Origin of the sequence: Amycolatopsis sp. NPDC024027 (genome assembly GCF_040638975.1) — a bacterium.
GTDB lineage: Bacteria > Actinomycetota > Actinomycetes > Mycobacteriales > Pseudonocardiaceae > Amycolatopsis.
The window spans coordinates 13733-29349 of the sequence record NZ_JBEZYY010000023.1 but is presented as its reverse complement, the minus strand read 5'-3'; the positions used below and the strand labels follow the sequence as shown (position 1 = coordinate 29349).

Sequence of the window (15617 nt, the reverse complement as noted above, 5' to 3'; positions counted from 1 at the left end):
GTGGTCGCCTCCGCTAGTGTGCTGCCTCCTCGAGCAGTTCCCGGGAGGCGGCTTCGCTCAACGCCTGCTCGCCAAGCATCTTAACCACCCGCTGGTGGGCGACGGTTTGCGTTTTTTCGTGGAGGAACGCGCTCGAATGGGCGTGCTCGACGAAAGTGATCGGGGGCGTGCCGGGGAACTCGTAGATCTCGAACGGTCCCAGCAGACCGGTGTGGTAGCCGATTCCGGCGGGCACCACCCGCACGGAAACGTTCGTCCGCTGCGAAATTTCGAGCAGATGATCGATTTGGTCGGACATGACCTCTGCGGTGCCGACGGTTTCCCGGATCGCCCATTCGCCGATCAGGGCGCGGAGCGCGACCGGGTCCCGCCGCGTGAGCACCGCCTGCCGCTTGAGCCGGATGCGCAGGCGCTTGTCGGCCTCCTCGACCGGAACCGAAGAAGCCTCCATGATCGACCGGATGTAGTCCGGAGTCTGCAGCAGTCCGGGCACGAGCAAGGGCGACCAGGCGGTGATCTTGGTTGCGGTGCTCTCGAAGGCCAGCAGCGCCGTGAGGGCATGGGAGATGTCGGCGTTGCTCGACGCCAGCCAATTGGGCTCGCGCGCGTGCCGGGCCAGGGTGCGGATCCGGTCGCGCTTCTCCCCGCGGATGCCCAGCAGCGCGAGGATCGCCGACACGTCCTCCACGCTCGGCAGTCGATGCCCCTTCTCCCACGCCGACAACAGCTGGGGGAGGATTCCCAGCTCGTCGGCGAGAACGCGCAGACCGACTTTGCGTGCTTCGCGTTCTTCGCGCAGCGAAGCGGCGAGAGTTCTCGCGGCGGGACCCGAAGACGTTGGCTTCATGAGCCGATAATACGAATCCCGTCGATTCCCCGAATGTGCGAATGGTGTCCACGAAATGCGAGGAATAGCCATTCCTTCCGGCATCCGGGTGACGACGGGTGACCGTCGGGCCTGCTCCCTTGCACGCTCGGCGCGGCCGTCCGGTTGCCTCGCCGTCCTGTGCCGTTTCTCGCAGCATCGGCGCTGCTCAAGGCTTCTAAGCTCGGCTGATGGACCCCTTCGGCGGTTTCGTCAAACGGCGGTGGGTGTGGTTCGCCCTCCCGGTGGCCGTGGTGACCGTCCTCGCCTTTTCGCCGGATGTGGTGACGGATTTCGGGGTGGTTGCCGCGGTCGCCGTGCTGCTCGCGGTGGGGTTCGGCTGCGCCGTCTGGCGTCTGCGGGTGTCGGCCCGGAACCGCGCCGCCGCGCGGGAAAACGGTTTCAGGGGCTGGCTGCCGCCGCCGACCGGTCACGACCACGACCGCCGGATCGACTTCGCCGCCGAAACCGGGCGGCTGCGCCGGGTGGCGCTTCGTACCGCGGCGTTCGTCCTCGCCTGGCTGGCGCTGGCCGGGGCCGGGGCCGCGGATCTGGTCCTGCTCGACAAAGCCGCCGGCGACCTCCTCGCGACCGGCGCCCGGACCACCGGCGAGGTCGTTTCCGTGCGGACCTACACCCGGGACGGCGGGATGACGTTCGAGGTGCGCTACGGCTCGCGGACCGCGGAGATCGTCCGCGACTCGAAGAACTCCTACCTCGCCGGCGAGCGGGTCACCGTGGTCTTCGACCCCGCCGATCCGGACCGCGTGCGGACCACGAAAGAGGAGAACAAGAGCCGGTTCCTCGTCAACCTCGGCTACGTCCTGCTCGTGGCCGGCTCGCTCGGGACGCCGTTCGCCCTCTGGGCCGCGGTGGGCTGGTGGCGCCGGGCCCGCGCGGTCGCGGCCACCGGGTGGCGGAACGCGACGGTCGACATCGTGCGCGTCTTCGCGCGCAACGGCCGCTCGCTGAGGCGGCCCCCGCCGGAGATCCACGTCCGCTACCGCGAGGGCACCGGCATCGTGCTGAAGGCGATGTCGTCGACGCACGGCGCCAACGCGCTGGCGGACTTCACCGACCGGCTCGCGTGGGTGGGCGGCTGGGGACGGCACATGGTCGTCCTCTTCCCGAACGGCCCGAGCCGCCCCGGTCCGTACGCGGTGCCGGCCTTCGCGTTGAACCTGCGCACCGAGGGCAGGGGCCGCCGGTGACCGGCGAGCGGCGGACCGGGTGGTGCGTCGTGACGGTGGCCGCGGCGCTCGTCTTCCTGTTCTTCGGCGCGGGCACGGCGTACTCACTGCTGACCCCGGACTACGAGTTCGCGGACGGCGAACTCCTCGGCGAGGCCGGCATCCTGACCGGCTCCCTGGCCCTCGCCGCGGTGGGCGTCCACCGCCTGCACGCCCCGGACCGCCGGCTGCTCGCCGAGGTGCCGGACTTCGGCGCCTGGCTGCCCGCGCGGGACGGCTCCCACGGTGCGGGCCGGGTCGACCTCGGCGCGCAGGCCGCGCGCCTGCGCCGGACCGCCCTGCGGGCCGCCGGGATCGCCGCCGCCTGGGCCGCGCTGTTCGCGGCCGGCCTCGCCGGGGTGATCGCCGCCGACCGCGCCGCCGCGGACCTCCTGGCCACGGGCGTGCGCGGGGAAGGCACGGTGATCGACGTCTTCGACCCGGCCCGGGGCTCGCCGTCGATCCGGGTGCGCTACCCCGCGCCGGAGGTGTCCCGGATCGAGGACATCGCCGTCGGCTCCGGGCACGAGTACCACGTCGGCGAGCCGGTGACCGTCGTCTACGACCCCGCCGACCCGGCGCACGTCCGCACCACCGCCGAGGCGAACGGAAACCCGGTCCTGGTGGGGTTCGGCGTCGTGTTCCTCGTGACCGGCTTCGTCGCGTTGCCGGTCGCGGCGACGGTGGCGCTGGGCTGGTGGCGGCGGGCACGCGCGGTCGCGGCCACCGGCTGGCGGATCGCGACAGTGACTGCTGTGCCGCCCGGCGGGCGCCGGGCGGACATCGAGGCCCGCTACCGCGACGGCAGCGGCATCGTGCTGCGCTGCGCGCCGTCGCTGCACGACCCCGGCACCCCGGTCCGCCGCCGGGCGTGGATCGGCGGCTGGGGACGGCAGCTGGTCGTCCTGTTCCCGCCCGGGCCGGGCCACTTCCCGGTGATCGCGGCCGGGCCGCGGGTTCAGCCGATTTCGCCGGTCAGGTAGCGCTGCAGGTTCGGCGCGATCGCCCGCACCAGGACCTCGACGTCCTCGGTGGCGAGCGGCTCGAACTTCGCCACGTACCGGACCATGCCCAGGCCCACCATCTGGGAGGCGCAGAGGTTCATCCGCAGCGGGGTGCGGTCCGCGCCCATCGAGGTGATCAGCGCGCTGAAGAACCGCTGGAAGAAGTCGCGCAGCACGTGCCCGGCCTGCTCGTGGCCGGTGACGCTGCGGATGAGCGCCACGAACTGGCCGCCGCCCGCGCTGTCCCAGCGGGTGATGAAGGTGCGGACGATCCGCTCGCCCAGCTCGTCGTCGGGGCCGTTGCGCAGGATCTTCTGCAGCTCCAGGGGGTCGAACGGCAGCTCGAGGACCGCCTGGGCGAACAGGCCCTCCTTGCTGCCGAACCAGTGGTTGACCATCGCCGCGTCGACGCCGGCGCGGGTGGCGATCGCGCGCACGGTCGCACCGTCGTAGCCGTTTTCGGCGAACACCGACCGCGCGGCTTCGATCAGCGCCGTGCGGGTGTCCTGGCCGGCGGGCCGCCGGCCGCGGCGGCGGGCCGTAGTCTCGCTGTTGTCCGTGGTGCTCACGGCTCCATCATGACCCATGCGCCCGCTGAATTCAACACTCATTGAATTTCGGGCCCGGCGTGGGCGGGATCCGCCGGGGCGGCACAATGAGGTCCATGGTCAGCGCATCCGCCGGTTCGACCGGTCCCGGCACGGTCAGCCCGTCCCGCGAGGACTTCCGCGCCCTCGCCGAAAGCCGCCGCGTGATCCCGGTCGTGCGCCGGGTCCTCGCCGACGGCGAGACGCCGATCGGGGTCTACCGCAAGCTCGCCGCCGACCGGCCCGGCACGTTCCTGTTCGAGTCCGCCGAGAACGGCGCGTCCTGGACCCGCTGGTCGTTCATCGGGGTCCGCAGCCCGGCCGCGCTGACCGTCCGCGACGGCGAAGCGGCCTGGACCGGCACCCCGCCGGTCGGCCTGCCGTCCGAAGGCAACCCGCTCGACGTCCTGCGCGAGACCATCGAAACCCTGCACACCGAGCCGCTGCCCGGCCTGCCCCCGCTGACCGGCGGCATGGTCGGCTACATCGGCTACGACGCCGTGCGCTGGCTGGAAAAGCTGCCGGAGCTGGCCGAACGCGACCTCGACATCCCCGAGCTGACCATGCTCCTGGCCACCGACCTGGCCGCCTTCGACCACCACGAGGGCACGGTCACGCTCATCGCGAACGCCGTCAACTGGGACGACTCGCCCGAGCGCGTGGACGCAGCCTACGACGACGCCGTCGCCCGGCTGAGCGCGATGACCGAGCAGCTGCAGGTGGCCGCGCCCGCCACCATCGCCGCGTTCGACCGGCCCGTGCCGGAATTCACCCGGAAGCGTTCGAAGGCGGACTTCCACGCGGCGGTGGAGAAGGCCGTCGAGGCGATCAAGGCCGGCGAAGCGTTCCAGATCGTGCCGTCGCAACGGTTCGAGATCCCCACCGCCGCCGACGCGCTCGACATCTACCGCGTGCTCCGGACGTCCAACCCGAGCCCGTACATGTACCTGCTCCGGCTGGAGGGCTTCGACATCGTCGGCTCCAGCCCCGAATCCCTGGTCACGGTGCGGGACGGCCGCGCGACCACGCACCCGATCGCGGGCACCCGCTGGCGCGGCGCCGACCCCGAAGAAGACGCGCAGCTGGCCAAGGACCTCCTGGCCGACGAGAAGGAGCGCGCCGAGCACCTGATGCTCGTCGACCTCGGCCGCAACGACCTCGGCAAGGTCTGCAAGCCGGGCACCGTGCGCGTCGTCGACTTCTTCCAGATCGAGCGCTACAGCCACGTGATGCACATCGTGTCCACCGTCACCGGTGAGCTGGCCGACGGCAAGACGGCGTTCGACGCGGTCACCGCGTGCTTCCCGGCCGGGACGCTGTCCGGCGCGCCCAAGGTCCGCGCGATGGAGCTGATCGAGGAGCTCGAACCGGTCCGCCGCGCGCTGTACGGCGGGGTCGTCGGCTACCTCGACTTCGCCGGCGACGCCGACACGGCCATCGCGATCCGCACGGCGCTGGTGAAGGACGGCATCGCGCACGTCCAGGCCGGCGGCGGGGTGGTCGCCGACTCGGTGCCGGACTACGAGGACACCGAATCGCTGAACAAGGCCAGGACCGTGCTCTCCGCGGTGGCCGCCGCGCAGACGATGGTGGCGGCGGGTGCGCTCGACCCGGCCGCGGACGCCGCTCATGTCTGACACGCCGGACGCGCCGCGGCGGCCGGGCGTCGCCTCCCCGGCCGCGGACACGGCGGCTCCGGCGGTGGCGACGGCCTCGAAGCGTCCACTGTGGATGATCGTGGTCGCGCTCCTGCTGGGCGCGCTCGCGCTGTGGGGTGCGTCACGGCTGACCTGGTTCGCCGAGTTCCGCGACGGCGGGGTCCGCGGCACGGTGCTCCACCGCGAAACCGGCGAGCAGCAGGCGACCGCGCTGGTGCCGCTGGCCCTGCTCGCGCTGGCCGGCGTGGCGGGGGTGGTGGCCACCGGCGGCTGGGCGCGGCGCGTCCTCGGCGTCGTGCTGGCGCTCGCCGGGGCCGCGGCGATCTGGAGCGGCGTCGCGGGGGTCCGGTTCGGCGGCTACGCGGACGGCCTGCCGGTGACCGAGATGCTGCTGGGCCGCGGCCTGGCCGTGCTCGGGGGAATTCTCGTCGCCGCCGGCGGGTTGGTGGCCGTCAAGGGCGCCGGCCGGGCCGCGCGCCTCGGCACGAAGTACGCGGCGCCGGCCACCCGGAAAAAGGTCCGTGACCCCGACGCCGAGCTGTGGGAAGCCCTGTCCGAAGGGGAAGATCCCACGGACGTCCGGGGCAGGCATTCGGAGTAACGCGCACACCCGGAACCGGGCGTCTCGGATGCGGGGGTTAGCATCGTTTCGGCGGGAAGGGGAAGGTTTTTGTGAGCGACCTTGCGAGTGAATCCGTGAGCACGTGCCCTGGTGGGGGCGCCCGGTGAGCGTGCTCGAAGACATTGTCGCCGGCGTGCGGGAAGATCTCGCCGTGCGGGAATCCGCGCTGCCGTTCGACGAGCTGAAGATCCGCGCGGCCGCCGCCCCGGCGCCGCGCGACGTGATGGCCGCCCTGCGCGAGTCCGGCATCGGCGTGATCGCCGAAGTCAAGCGGCGCAGCCCCTCGAAGGGCGACCTGGCCGACATCCCCGACCCGGCCGCGCTGGCGAAGGACTACGAAGCCGGCGGGGCGCGCGTGATCAGCGTGCTCACCGAGCAGCGCCGCTTCGGCGGTTCGCTGGCCGACCTGGACGCGGTCCGCGCGGCGGTGGACATCCCCATCCTGCGCAAGGACTTCGTCGTCAGCCCCTACCAGGTGCACGAGGCCCGCCTGCACGGCGCCGACATGGTGCTGCTGATCGTCGCCGCGCTGGAGCAGAACGCGCTCGTCTCGCTGCTCGACCGCGTCGAATCGCTCGGCATGACCGCGCTGGTGGAGATCCACAACGCCGAGGAGGCCGACCGGGCCCTCGAGGCGGGTGCCAAGGTCATCGGCGTCAACGCGCGCAACCTGCACAACCTCGAGGTGGACCGGGACGTCTTCTCGCGGCTGGCCCCCGGCCTGCCGATGGACGTCTACAAGGTCGCCGAATCCGGGGTCCGCGGGCCGGGCGACCTGATGTCCTACGCGGGCCACGGCGCCGACGCGGTGCTGGTCGGCGAGGGGCTCGTCGCCTCCGGCGACCCGAAGGGTGCCCTGGTCAAGCTGGTCACGGCCGGTTCCCACCCCGCCTGCCCGAGGCCGTCGCGGTGACGGAAGAGCACGGCAAGCACGACCCCGACGAGCGTGGCTACTACGGCCCGTACGGCGGCCGATTCATGCCGGAGGCGCTGATCGGCGTCGTCGACGAGGTCGCCACCGAGTACGACAAGGCCCGGCACGACCCGGAGTTCCTGAACGAGTTCAACCGCCTGCTTCGCGATTACGCCGGCCGTCCGTCGCTGCTCACCGAGGCCAAGCGCTTCGGCGAGCACGCCGGCGGCGCGCGGGTGTTCCTCAAGCGCGAGGACCTGAACCACACCGGCTCCCACAAGATCAACAATGTGCTGGGCCAGGCGCTGCTCACCAAGCGGATGGGCAAGAAGCGCGTCATCGCCGAGACCGGCGCGGGCCAGCACGGCGTCGCGACGGCCACCGCGTGCGCGCTGCTCGACCTCGACTGCGTCGTCTACATGGGCGAGGTCGACACCGAGCGCCAGGCGCTGAACGTGGCCCGGATGCGGCTGCTCGGCGCCGAGGTGATCCCGGTCAAGACCGGGTCGCGGACGCTGAAGGACGCGATCAACGAGGCGCTGCGCGACTGGGTCACCAACGCCGACACCACGCACTACCTCTTCGGCACGGCCGCCGGGCCGGCGCCGTTCCCGACGATGGTGCGCAACTTCCACCACGTCATCGGCACCGAGGCCCGCGAGCAGATCCTCGAGCAGGCCGGGCGCCTGCCCGACGTCGTCGCGGCCTGCGTCGGCGGCGGATCGAACGCGATCGGCATCTTCTCCGGCTTCTACGACGACCCGTCCGTGCGGCTGGTCGGCCTGGAGCCGGGCGGCGAGGGCATCGAGGGCAACCGCCACGGCGCCACCCTGACCAAGGGCACCCCGGGCAACCTGCACGGCGCGATGACGTACCTGCTGCAGGACGAGGACGGCCAGACGGTCGAGTCGCACTCGATCTCGGCCGGGCTCGACTACCCGGGCGTCGGCCCGGAGCACGCGTGGCTCAAGGACACCGGCCGCGCCGAGTACCGGCCGGTCACCGACGCCGAGGCGATGGACGCGTTCAAGCTGCTGTCCCGCACCGAGGGCATCATCCCGGCGATCGAGTCGGCGCACGCGCTGGCCGGCGCGCTGGTGCTGGGCCGCGAGCTGGGCCCGGACGGGCTGATCGTGGTGAACCTGTCGGGCCGCGGCGACAAGGACATGGACACGGCGGCCAAGTGGTTCGGACTGGTGAACGGATGAGCGGGCTCGACGACCTCTTCGCCACGACGCGCGCCGAGGGGCGCGCCGCGCTGATCGGCTACCTCCCGGCGGGCTTCCCGACGGTCGACGGCTCGAAGGACCTCATCGCGGCCTGCGTCGACGGCGGCGCGGACCTGATCGAGGTCGGCGTCCCGTATTCGGACCCGGTGATGGACGGCCCGACCATCCAGGCCGCCTCGGTGACCGCGCTGGACAACGGCTTCCGCCTCAAGCACCTGTTCGAGGTGGTCGAATCGGTGTCTTCGCGGGGCGGCCGCGCGGTCGTGATGACGTACTGGAACCCGGTGAACCGCTACGGCGTGGACCGCTTCGCGCGCGACCTCGCTTCGGCGGGCGGGCTCGGCCTGATCACGCCGGACCTGATCCCGGACGAGGCATCGTCTTGGATGACGGCTTCGAAGGAGCACGGCCTGGACCGCACGTTCCTGGTGGCGCCTTCGTCGTCGGAGGAGCGGCTCGCTTTGACGGCGGCCGCGTCGTCGGGCTTCATCTACGCGACCGCGGTGATGGGCGTGACCGGCGCCCGCGACCAGGTCGGCGCGGGAGCGGAGGAGCTGGTGCGCCGCACGCGGGTCCACACCTCGCTCCCGATCGGCGTGGGCCTGGGCGTGCGATCGGGCGAGCAAGCGGCCCAGGTGGCCTCGTTCGCGGACGCGGTGATCGTGGGCTCGGCCCTGGTCACGGCGGCGGCCGAGGGCTCGTCGGGCGTTCGTGCCCTGTCGGCCGAGCTGGCCGAAGGCGTGCGCCGGGCGGTCGCCACCGCTTGACCTGGAGTGCGCTCCAGGTGCGAGGCTGGGCCGGTGACGTCCTACACTCCGGCCCAGGTGACCGAAAAGACCGGTTTCACGATCGACACGCTCCGGTACTACGAGCGCATCGGCTTGCTCCACGAGGTGGGCCGCACCGCCGGCGGGCGGCGGTTCTTCACCGAGCAGGACGTGGAGTTCCTCCAGCTGCTGCGCTGCCTGCGCTACACGGGCATGCCGGTGGCGGAGATGCTGCGGTTCGTCTCGCTGTTGCGCTCGGGCGAGGCCACGCGCGAGGAGCGGGTCGAGGTGCTGCGGGAGCACGAGGCCCGGGTGGCTTCCCAGATCGCGCGGTTGGAGGAGCACCAGGACCACATCCGGTTCAAGATCCGGATGTACAGCGGCGCACCGGAGATGGTGTCGGCGGGCTGAGGGGCTGTCGTACCGGTGTGACGCCCGCGGGTCGAATTCGTTGACGGGGTGCTCCTGGTGAGCCCGTGGCCGGGGCTGGAGCACCAGCGGCTCCTGCGGAAACTCCAATTCGCCCTTGCACCTGCGCTGCCGGATGGCACCGAGCTGCTGCCCGGCGTGAACGTGCGCATCGGAACGCAACGGCTGCTGATCCCCGACCTGGTGATCCTCAATTGCCCTGGGATCGACACCGTGGCCTACGCGGCGAGCGATGTCCTGCTGGCCGCGGAGATCGTCTCCCCACCGACCAAGGTGCAGGACCGGATCCTCAAGCGGGCCATCTACGCCGAAGCCCTGATCCCGTACTACCTCCTGGTCGAGCCCGGCGAACCCATCGCGGCGACCTTCTTCGAACTCCAAGGCGGCGAGTACGAACCCATCGCCAAGAGCGGCGAAACGGATATCGAGATCACCCGCCCCTTCAGCGCCACAATCCGCCTCGCCTGACCGGCGTTTGTACGAAAGCTGTACGCCCCCGCGGCAAAGTCCGCCCCATGGACATCGCACACCTCCCGCGGCGCAGCTTCCTCCGCGGTGCCGCCGGCCTCGCCGTCGCCGGGGCCGCCGGACTGGTCCTCCCGCGAGCCGCCCAAGCCGCCGCCGCGCCGCGGATCTACAGCTGTGCCGAGTGGGGTGCCCGGCCGCCCGCCGACGCCCTCACCACGCTCGACCACCCCGCGAACCGGATCCTCATCCACCACATCGCCAGCGCCAACAGCACCGACTACTCCCTCGCGCACGCCTTCCAGGTCGCGCGCGACGACCAGCACGACCACATCGACAACAACGGCTGGTCCGACACCGGGCAGCACTTCACCGTCAGCCGTGGCGGGTACCGGCTCGAAGGGCGGCACGGCAGCCTCGACGCGCTGCGCGGGCGCACCACCATGATCCAGGGCGCGCACTGCCCGGGGCAGAACACCAACGCCATCGGCATCGAAAACGAAGGCCTCTACACCAGCGTCGAGCCGCCCGAGACGCAGTTCGCCTCGCTCGTCGTCTTCTGCGCCTACATCTGCCGGCAGTACGGCATCCCGGTCGAGGAGATCAAGGGCCACCGCGACTTCTACAACACCGAATGCCCGGGCGATCGCCTCTACGCGAAACTGCCGCAGCTGCGCAGCGAGGTCGCCAAGGCGCTCCAATCAATGTAGGTACCGCATCACGGCGCACAGCTCGTCCGGCGGCAGGGCGCCGAGCCGGTCGAACTCGCCGCGGCGGACGTCCACCAAAGTCGTCGCCAGCTCGGGGCCGAACGCCGTCGTCAACGCCGAGTCCGCTTCGAACGCCGCCACCGCTTCGGCCAGCGAAGTCGGCAGCCGCTCCACCACATCCCCGAGCGTTCCGGGGTCGACGTCGACCGGCTCCGGCAACGACTCCTCCGCCGAAAGCCCGGCCAGGCCCGCGAAGATCAGCGCCGCCACCACCAGGTACGGGTTCGCCGTCAGGTCGAAGCACTTGACCTCGAAGTTCGCCGCCCGGTCGCGCTGCCCGGCCGGGCCCTGCACCAGCCGCAGTGGCGCCTCGCGGTTTTCCAGGCCCCACACGCGGAACACCCCGGCCCAGTGGTGCGGCTCGAGCCGCAGGTAGCTGACCACCGAAGGCGCGCCGATCGCCAGCAGCGCCGGCAGCCGGGAAAGGATCCCGGCGCCGAACGCCTCCGCCGTCTCCGTGAGCCCGAACCGCCGGTCGCCGCCGGCGCACAGGTTGCGGTCGCCGTCCCACAGGCTCAGGTGGATGTGGCCGCCGTTGCCGACGCCGTCCGGGGCGAACTTCGGCGTGAACGACGCCCGCAGGCCGTGGTGCTCGCTGACCGTCCGGATGGTCTCGCGCGTCAGCACCGCGACGTCCGCGGCGCGCACCGGGTCACCGGCCGCCACGGACACCTCGAACTGCCCGGCCGCGTACTCCGGGTGGATCTGTTCCACCGCGACGCCCTGGGCGGCCAACGTGGACACCAGCGTGCGCAGGTAGCGCGCCTGCGACGACAGCCGCGCGTAGCCGTAGGCCGGCCCCGCGGTGGCCGAGCGCGGGTCGTCCGGCGCGTCGGCCGCCGTGACGACCCACTCGATCTCGAACGCCGTCCGCGCGTTGTAGCCCAGTTCCGCGAGCCGGGCCGTCGCGGCCGCGGCCAGCGCCCGCGCGTCCTGCGGGTGCGGGGCGCCTTCCTGGTCGTACCGCCACGCCGGCGCCCACGCCCAGCCGGGCTGCGCGGCCAGCGGCACGAGCGCGTCGAGGTCCGGGTGCAGCCGCAGGTCGCCGACCGGGCCGCGCGAATGCGTGCCGCTCACGATGTCGTCGGTGGCCAGGTAGAAGTCGAACGAGTTCGACGCGCCGACGCCCCACGCCGCCGCCGACCACAGCCGGTCCACCGGCACGGCTTTCACCCGCGCGATGCCGCTGTTGTCCACGAAGGTCAGCGCGACGAGCTCCACGCCGGCAGCGCGCAGGCCGTCGGCCCGGAGTGCGCCTTGTTGGGCGAGTTCCGCCCGATCGAGCTGGCTCATCGTGCCCCCATCGCTGTTCACTGGATCCGCTCACCTGAGAAAGAGGTGAAGATCTTGTCAGACACCGTCGAAACCCGTCCAGGGCTGCGCCGATCCCTCTCCGTCTGGCAGGCCGTCGGCCTGTCCGTGGCGTTGATGGCCCCGAGCATGGCCGCCAACATCAACCCCCAGCAGACCGCGGCGGCCGCCGGCCGCGCCGTGCCGCTCGCCTTCCTGCTCTCGGCGGTCGGCGTCCTGCTGGTCGCGTACGGCTTCGTCAAGCTCTGCCAGTACTACCAGCACGCCGGCTCGGTGTACGCCTTCGTCGGCGCCACCCTCGGCCCGCGCGCGGGGGTCGTTTCCGGCATCGGGCTGCTCGGCACGTACACGTTCTACGCCGTCGTGACGAGCTCGGCCGCGGGCACGCTGGGCACGGCTTTCCTGACGCAGGTGGGCATCTGGCCGGACCCGCCGTCCTGGGGGCCGTTCGTGCTGACGGCCGTCGCACTGATCGGTGCCTGGCTGCTCGCCGTGCTGCCCGCCCGCCGCGGCACGAGCACCCTGCTCGCCGTCGAAGGCGCGACGATCGCGGTGATCCTGCTGGTCACCGTGGTGATCCTGGTCCGGCTACTCGCGGGAAGCGCGCCCGGTGGCGCCCGATTCACGATGGCCGTCTTCGTCCCGGAAACCGGGCTGTCGGGCGTGTTCCTCGGCGCGGTCTTCGGGTTCCTGTCCTTCGCCGGGTTCGAAGCCGCCGCGACGCTCGGGGAGGAAACCCACGACCCGAAGCGCGACATCCCGCGCGCGATCCTCGGCACGGCGATCTTCGGCGGCCTCTACTTCGTGGTGGTGACCGCCGTCGAGATGATGGCGTTCGGCAGCGACGCGGCCGCGTTCCACGACTCGCCGTCCCTGCTCGGCGACCTCGGCAGCCGGTACGCGGGCGCGTGGGCCGGCGACGTCATCAGCGTGGGCGCCGCGATCAGCGCGTTCGGCTGCTGCCTCGCCTGCGTCGTCGGCGGCTCGCGGCTGCTCTACGCCCTCGGCCGCGACGCGGTCGGCGGCCGGGGCATCGGCCGGACGTCTTCGCGTGGCACGCCGGTGGCGGCGGTCAGCGCGGTGACGGGCGCCGCCGTCGTGATCATCCTGGTGTGCGCGCTCTTCTTCGGCGCGACGGCGTCGGACACCTTCGCGTGGAGCGGTTCGATCGGCACGCTCATCCTGCTGGTGATCTACCTGCTCACGACGGCCGGCGCGATCCTGCTGCTGTTCGTGAAGCGGCGGATGCGCGTGCCGGGGTGGCACCTCGTGTTCCCGATCGGCGCGCTCGCCGTGCTCGGGTACACCGTGTACGTCAACGTGGTGCCCTACCCCACGGAGGGCCCGGCGCGCTGGTTCCCGGTGGTGGCCGCCGCGGTGCTCGGGCTCGCGGTGATCTTGGTGCTGTCCGCGCCCGCCTACGCTCGTAGGGTGGGGGAGAGGCTGACGAGTGTGGACGGAGGCACATGAGAAGTCTGCTCCCGTTCGTCGCGGACTTGCCGCTGGTGGACCACCACTGCCACGGCGTCGTCACCCGGGACGTCACCCGCGCGGACTTCGAGGCGATGCTGACGGAGGCCGACGCGCCGTCGCCGTGGGGCACCAGCCTGTTCGACTCGCTCATCGGGCTGGCCGTGCGTGCCCGCTGCGCGCCGGTGCTCGACCTCCCGAAACACGCTCCGGCCGAGGCCTACCTCGAGCGCCGCGCCGAACTCGGCGCGGCCGAGGTGGCCCGGCGGTTCCTGCGGGCCACCGGCACGACCGACTTCCTGGTGGACGGCGGGTTCCTGCCGGACTCGCTGACCACGACCGCGGAGTTCGCCGGGCTCGCGGGCAGGCGTGCGCACGACGTCGTCCGGCTGGAGCAGGTCGCGGAGGCGGTGATCGGCGGGACCACCGCGGCCGGATTCGCCGCGGCCTTCGCCGATGAGCTGGGGAAACGCGCCGCGACGGCGGTCGGGCTCAAGTCGATCGCCGCATACCGCACCGGGCTGGAACTGGCGGGGGAGCGGCCGTCGCCGTCCGAAGTCGAGGCCGCCGCCGGGCGGTGGCTCGCCGCGGGCGGCGGCCGGCTGGCCGACGAGGTCCTGCACCGGCACCTCGTGTTCACCGGCCTCGACCTCGGCCTGCCGGTGCAGTTCCACGTCGGCTACGGCGACTCCGACGTCGACCTGCACCGCGGCGACCCGCTGCTGCTCACCGGGCTGCTGCGGGCCACCCGTGACCTCGGCGTGCCGATCCTGCTGCTGCACAACTACCCGTTCCACCGCCACGCCGCGTATCTGGCGCAGGTCTTCGAGCACGTGTTCGTCGACGCCGGGCTCATCACGCACAACGCGGGGTTCCGGGCGCCGGCCGTGCTGGCCGAGCTCCTGGAGCTCGCGCCGTTCGGGAAGGTGCTCTTCTCCACCGACGCCTTCGGCCTGGCCGAGCTGTACCACCTGGGCACCGCCCTGTTCCGGCAGGGTTTGTCGGACTTAGTCCGCACCGCGCTCGACGCGGACGCGATGTCCGAAAAGGACGCCGTCCGGCTGTGTGCTTTGGTGGGACACGAGAACGCGAACAGGATCTACCGCTTGGAGCACGTGTGAGTGATCTGTGGACCCGGTGGACGCAGGCGATCGCCGAGGAACTGCCCGCCGCCGTCGAGCTGCGGCACGCCGTGCACGCCGACCCCCGGGGGTCCGGCGACGAGGAGGACACCGCCCGTCTGGTGGCCGGGGCGCTCGGCGCGGGCGACGGCACCCGCGTCGCCAAGACCGGCCGGGCCATCCTCCTGCCCGGTGGGGACGGCCCCGCCGTGGCGCTGCGGGCCGAGCTCGACGCCCTGCCGGTGCTGGAGGGCACCGGCGTGCCGTGGGCGTCGGGGAACGAGCTGATGCACGCGTGCGGCCACGACGTCCACCTCGCCGCGGTGGTCGCCGTCTGCCGGGCCGCGCGGCGCGTCGGCGTGCCGCGGCCGATCCTGGCGCTGCTGCAGCCGCGGGAGGAGACGTCCCCGCCCGGCGCGCTCGACGTCGTCGAATCCGGGGTGCTGGCCGAGCACGGGGTGGATACGGTGATCGGCGCGCACGTCCAGCCGCGGATCGCGCACGGCGTCGTCTCGGCGGCGCCGGGGCCGGTGAACGCCTCCACCGACGAGTTCGAGGTGACCATGCAGGGGCAGGGCGGCCACGCGGGGTACCCGCACCTGCTGCGCGATCCGATCCTGGCGCTGTCGCAGCTGGTCGTGAGCCTGCAGCAGCTCGCGTCCCGCCGGATCGACCCGGTGTTCGGCGCGGTCTGCTCGATCGGCCGCATCCAGGGCGGCGCCGCGGCCAACGTCATCCCGAACAGCGCGACCGCGTTCGGCTCCCTGCGGGTGATGCGCGCGAAGGACCGCGAACGCGCCCTCGAGACGCTCACGGACATCGTGCACGGCACCGCGCGGGCGCACGGCTGCACCGCCGAGCTGGACATCAGCCCGTGCGAGCCGGTCCTGGACAACGACCCGGTGCTGGCCGCGGGCGCACAGCAGTGGCTCCGCCACGCCGGCTTCACCGTCGACGACCAGTTCCGCTCCTTCGGCGCCGACGACTTCGCCCACTACTGCGGCGGCGCGACCCGCGGGCTGATGCTGTTCGTCGGCCTCGGCGACACCGCGGGCGTGCCGAGCCTGCACGACGAACGGTTCCTGCCGCGCGACCAAGCCGTCACCCAGGTCGCCCACGCGCTGGTGGCGGGGTACCTGGCCGCCTTGGATGCTTCGGCACACTAGCGCTACGGTGG

At 72.3% G+C, this 15617-nt stretch carries 15 protein-coding genes and 1 pseudogene; 13 read left to right on the top strand and 3 right to left on the bottom strand.

Features of this window, described 5'->3' with window-relative positions; genetic code table 11:
- Window positions 1–13: 13 nt before the first annotated feature.
- On the bottom strand, window positions 14–847 hold the full coding sequence (locus AB0F52_RS40420) for a helix-turn-helix transcriptional regulator (protein WP_360182762.1): 834 nt from the start codon (window positions 845–847) through the stop codon (window positions 14–16).
- 209 nt (window positions 848–1056) lie between these two features.
- Here AB0F52_RS40420 and AB0F52_RS40415 point away from each other — a divergent pair, with 209 nt between their 5' ends.
- Window positions 1057–2076 (top strand): DUF3592 domain-containing protein, encoded by a 1020-nt coding sequence (locus AB0F52_RS40415; protein ID WP_360182760.1) that lies wholly within the window; start codon window positions 1057–1059, stop codon window positions 2074–2076.
- Window positions 2073–3077, top strand: a complete 1005-nt coding sequence (locus AB0F52_RS40410) for a DUF3592 domain-containing protein (protein ID WP_360182758.1) — start codon at window positions 2073–2075, stop codon at window positions 3075–3077. The genes AB0F52_RS40415 and AB0F52_RS40410 overlap by 4 nt, the downstream gene beginning before the upstream one ends.
- On the opposite strand, the gene AB0F52_RS40405 is transcribed toward AB0F52_RS40410, so the two are convergent.
- Window positions 3053–3685, bottom strand: a complete 633-nt coding sequence (locus AB0F52_RS40405; protein ID WP_360182756.1) for a TetR family transcriptional regulator — start codon at window positions 3683–3685, stop codon at window positions 3053–3055. The two genes, AB0F52_RS40410 and AB0F52_RS40405, sit on opposite strands and share 25 nt — an antisense overlap.
- 77 nt (window positions 3686–3762) lie before the next feature.
- Here AB0F52_RS40405 and AB0F52_RS40400 point away from each other — a divergent pair, with 77 nt between their 5' ends.
- The 8 genes and pseudogenes from AB0F52_RS40400 to AB0F52_RS40365 all read left to right on the top strand — a co-directional run bounded on the left by AB0F52_RS40400 (window position 3763) and on the right by AB0F52_RS40365 (window position 10478).
- Window positions 3763–5322, top strand: a complete 1560-nt coding sequence (locus AB0F52_RS40400) for an anthranilate synthase component I (RefSeq protein WP_360182754.1) — start codon at window positions 3763–3765, stop codon at window positions 5320–5322.
- 94 nt (window positions 5323–5416) lie between these two features.
- On the top strand, window positions 5417–5944 hold the full coding sequence (locus AB0F52_RS40395; RefSeq protein WP_360182997.1) for a Trp biosynthesis-associated membrane protein: 528 nt from the start codon (window positions 5417–5419) through the stop codon (window positions 5942–5944).
- A gap of 124 nt (window positions 5945–6068) precedes the next feature.
- Window positions 6069–6878 (top strand): indole-3-glycerol phosphate synthase TrpC, encoded by an 810-nt coding sequence (gene trpC, locus AB0F52_RS40390; RefSeq protein WP_360182752.1) that lies wholly within the window; start codon window positions 6069–6071, stop codon window positions 6876–6878.
- Window positions 6875–8086, top strand: a complete 1212-nt coding sequence (gene trpB, locus AB0F52_RS40385) for a tryptophan synthase subunit beta (RefSeq protein ID WP_360182750.1) — start codon at window positions 6875–6877, stop codon at window positions 8084–8086. The genes trpC and trpB overlap by 4 nt, the downstream gene beginning before the upstream one ends.
- A complete protein-coding gene (gene trpA / locus AB0F52_RS40380; RefSeq protein WP_360182748.1) occupies window positions 8083–8874 on the top strand; it encodes a tryptophan synthase subunit alpha in 792 nt (263 codons plus the stop codon). Before trpB ends, trpA begins: the two co-directional genes overlap by 4 nt.
- 33 nt (window positions 8875–8907) lie before the next feature.
- Window positions 8908–9285, top strand: coding sequence for a MerR family transcriptional regulator (locus tag AB0F52_RS40375; protein ID WP_360182746.1), 378 nt, complete (start codon window positions 8908–8910; stop codon window positions 9283–9285).
- A gap of 36 nt (window positions 9286–9321) precedes the next feature.
- A pseudogene (locus AB0F52_RS40370) lies at window positions 9322–9771 on the top strand (Uma2 family endonuclease); the annotation flags it as partial.
- Between the two features lie 47 nt (window positions 9772–9818).
- The gene (locus AB0F52_RS40365) at window positions 9819–10478 is read left to right on the top strand and encodes a peptidoglycan recognition family protein (RefSeq protein WP_360182744.1); all 660 of its coding nucleotides are present in this window, start codon (window positions 9819–9821) and stop codon (window positions 10476–10478) included.
- On the opposite strand, the gene AB0F52_RS40360 is transcribed toward AB0F52_RS40365, so the two are convergent.
- The gene (locus AB0F52_RS40360; protein ID WP_360182742.1) at window positions 10470–11831 is read right to left on the bottom strand and encodes a glutamine synthetase family protein; all 1362 of its coding nucleotides are present in this window, start codon (window positions 11829–11831) and stop codon (window positions 10470–10472) included. The genes AB0F52_RS40365 and AB0F52_RS40360 overlap by 9 nt on opposite strands.
- A gap of 45 nt (window positions 11832–11876) precedes the next feature.
- On the opposite strand from AB0F52_RS40360, the gene AB0F52_RS40355 reads away from it, so the two are divergent.
- From AB0F52_RS40355 to AB0F52_RS40345, 3 genes are read left to right on the top strand one after another with little or no spacing between them, the layout of a single operon-like run.
- Window positions 11877–13319, top strand: a complete 1443-nt coding sequence (locus tag AB0F52_RS40355; protein WP_360182740.1) for an APC family permease — start codon at window positions 11877–11879, stop codon at window positions 13317–13319.
- Window positions 13316–14440 (top strand): amidohydrolase family protein, encoded by a 1125-nt coding sequence (locus tag AB0F52_RS40350; protein ID WP_360182738.1) that lies wholly within the window; start codon window positions 13316–13318, stop codon window positions 14438–14440. Before AB0F52_RS40355 ends, AB0F52_RS40350 begins: the two co-directional genes overlap by 4 nt.
- Window positions 14437–15606, top strand: coding sequence for an amidohydrolase (locus tag AB0F52_RS40345; RefSeq protein WP_360182736.1), 1170 nt, complete (start codon window positions 14437–14439; stop codon window positions 15604–15606). The genes AB0F52_RS40350 and AB0F52_RS40345 overlap by 4 nt, the downstream gene beginning before the upstream one ends.
- Window positions 15607–15617: the final 11 nt, after the last annotated feature.

Excerpts from the sequence above, each read along its gene's own strand:
- AB0F52_RS40420 (WP_360182762.1), bottom strand. The coding sequence starts at position 847 with ATGAAGCCAACGTCTTCGGGTCCCGCCGCGAGAACTCTCGCCGCTTCG.
- AB0F52_RS40415 (WP_360182760.1), top strand. The coding sequence starts at position 1,057 with ATGGACCCCTTCGGCGGTTTCGTCAAACGGCGGTGGGTGTGGTTCGCC.
- AB0F52_RS40405 (WP_360182756.1), bottom strand. The coding sequence starts at position 3,685 with ATGGGTCATGATGGAGCCGTGAGCACCACGGACAACAGCGAGACTACG.
- AB0F52_RS40400 (WP_360182754.1), top strand. The coding sequence starts at position 3,763 with ATGGTCAGCGCATCCGCCGGTTCGACCGGTCCCGGCACGGTCAGCCCG.
- AB0F52_RS40395 (WP_360182997.1), top strand. The coding sequence starts at position 5,417 with ATGATCGTGGTCGCGCTCCTGCTGGGCGCGCTCGCGCTGTGGGGTGCG.
- trpA (WP_360182748.1), top strand. The coding sequence starts at position 8,083 with ATGAGCGGGCTCGACGACCTCTTCGCCACGACGCGCGCCGAGGGGCGC.
- AB0F52_RS40365 (WP_360182744.1), top strand. The coding sequence starts at position 9,819 with ATGGACATCGCACACCTCCCGCGGCGCAGCTTCCTCCGCGGTGCCGCC.
- AB0F52_RS40360 (WP_360182742.1), bottom strand. The coding sequence starts at position 11,831 with ATGAGCCAGCTCGATCGGGCGGAACTCGCCCAACAAGGCGCACTCCGG.
- AB0F52_RS40350 (WP_360182738.1), top strand. The coding sequence starts at position 13,316 with ATGAGAAGTCTGCTCCCGTTCGTCGCGGACTTGCCGCTGGTGGACCAC.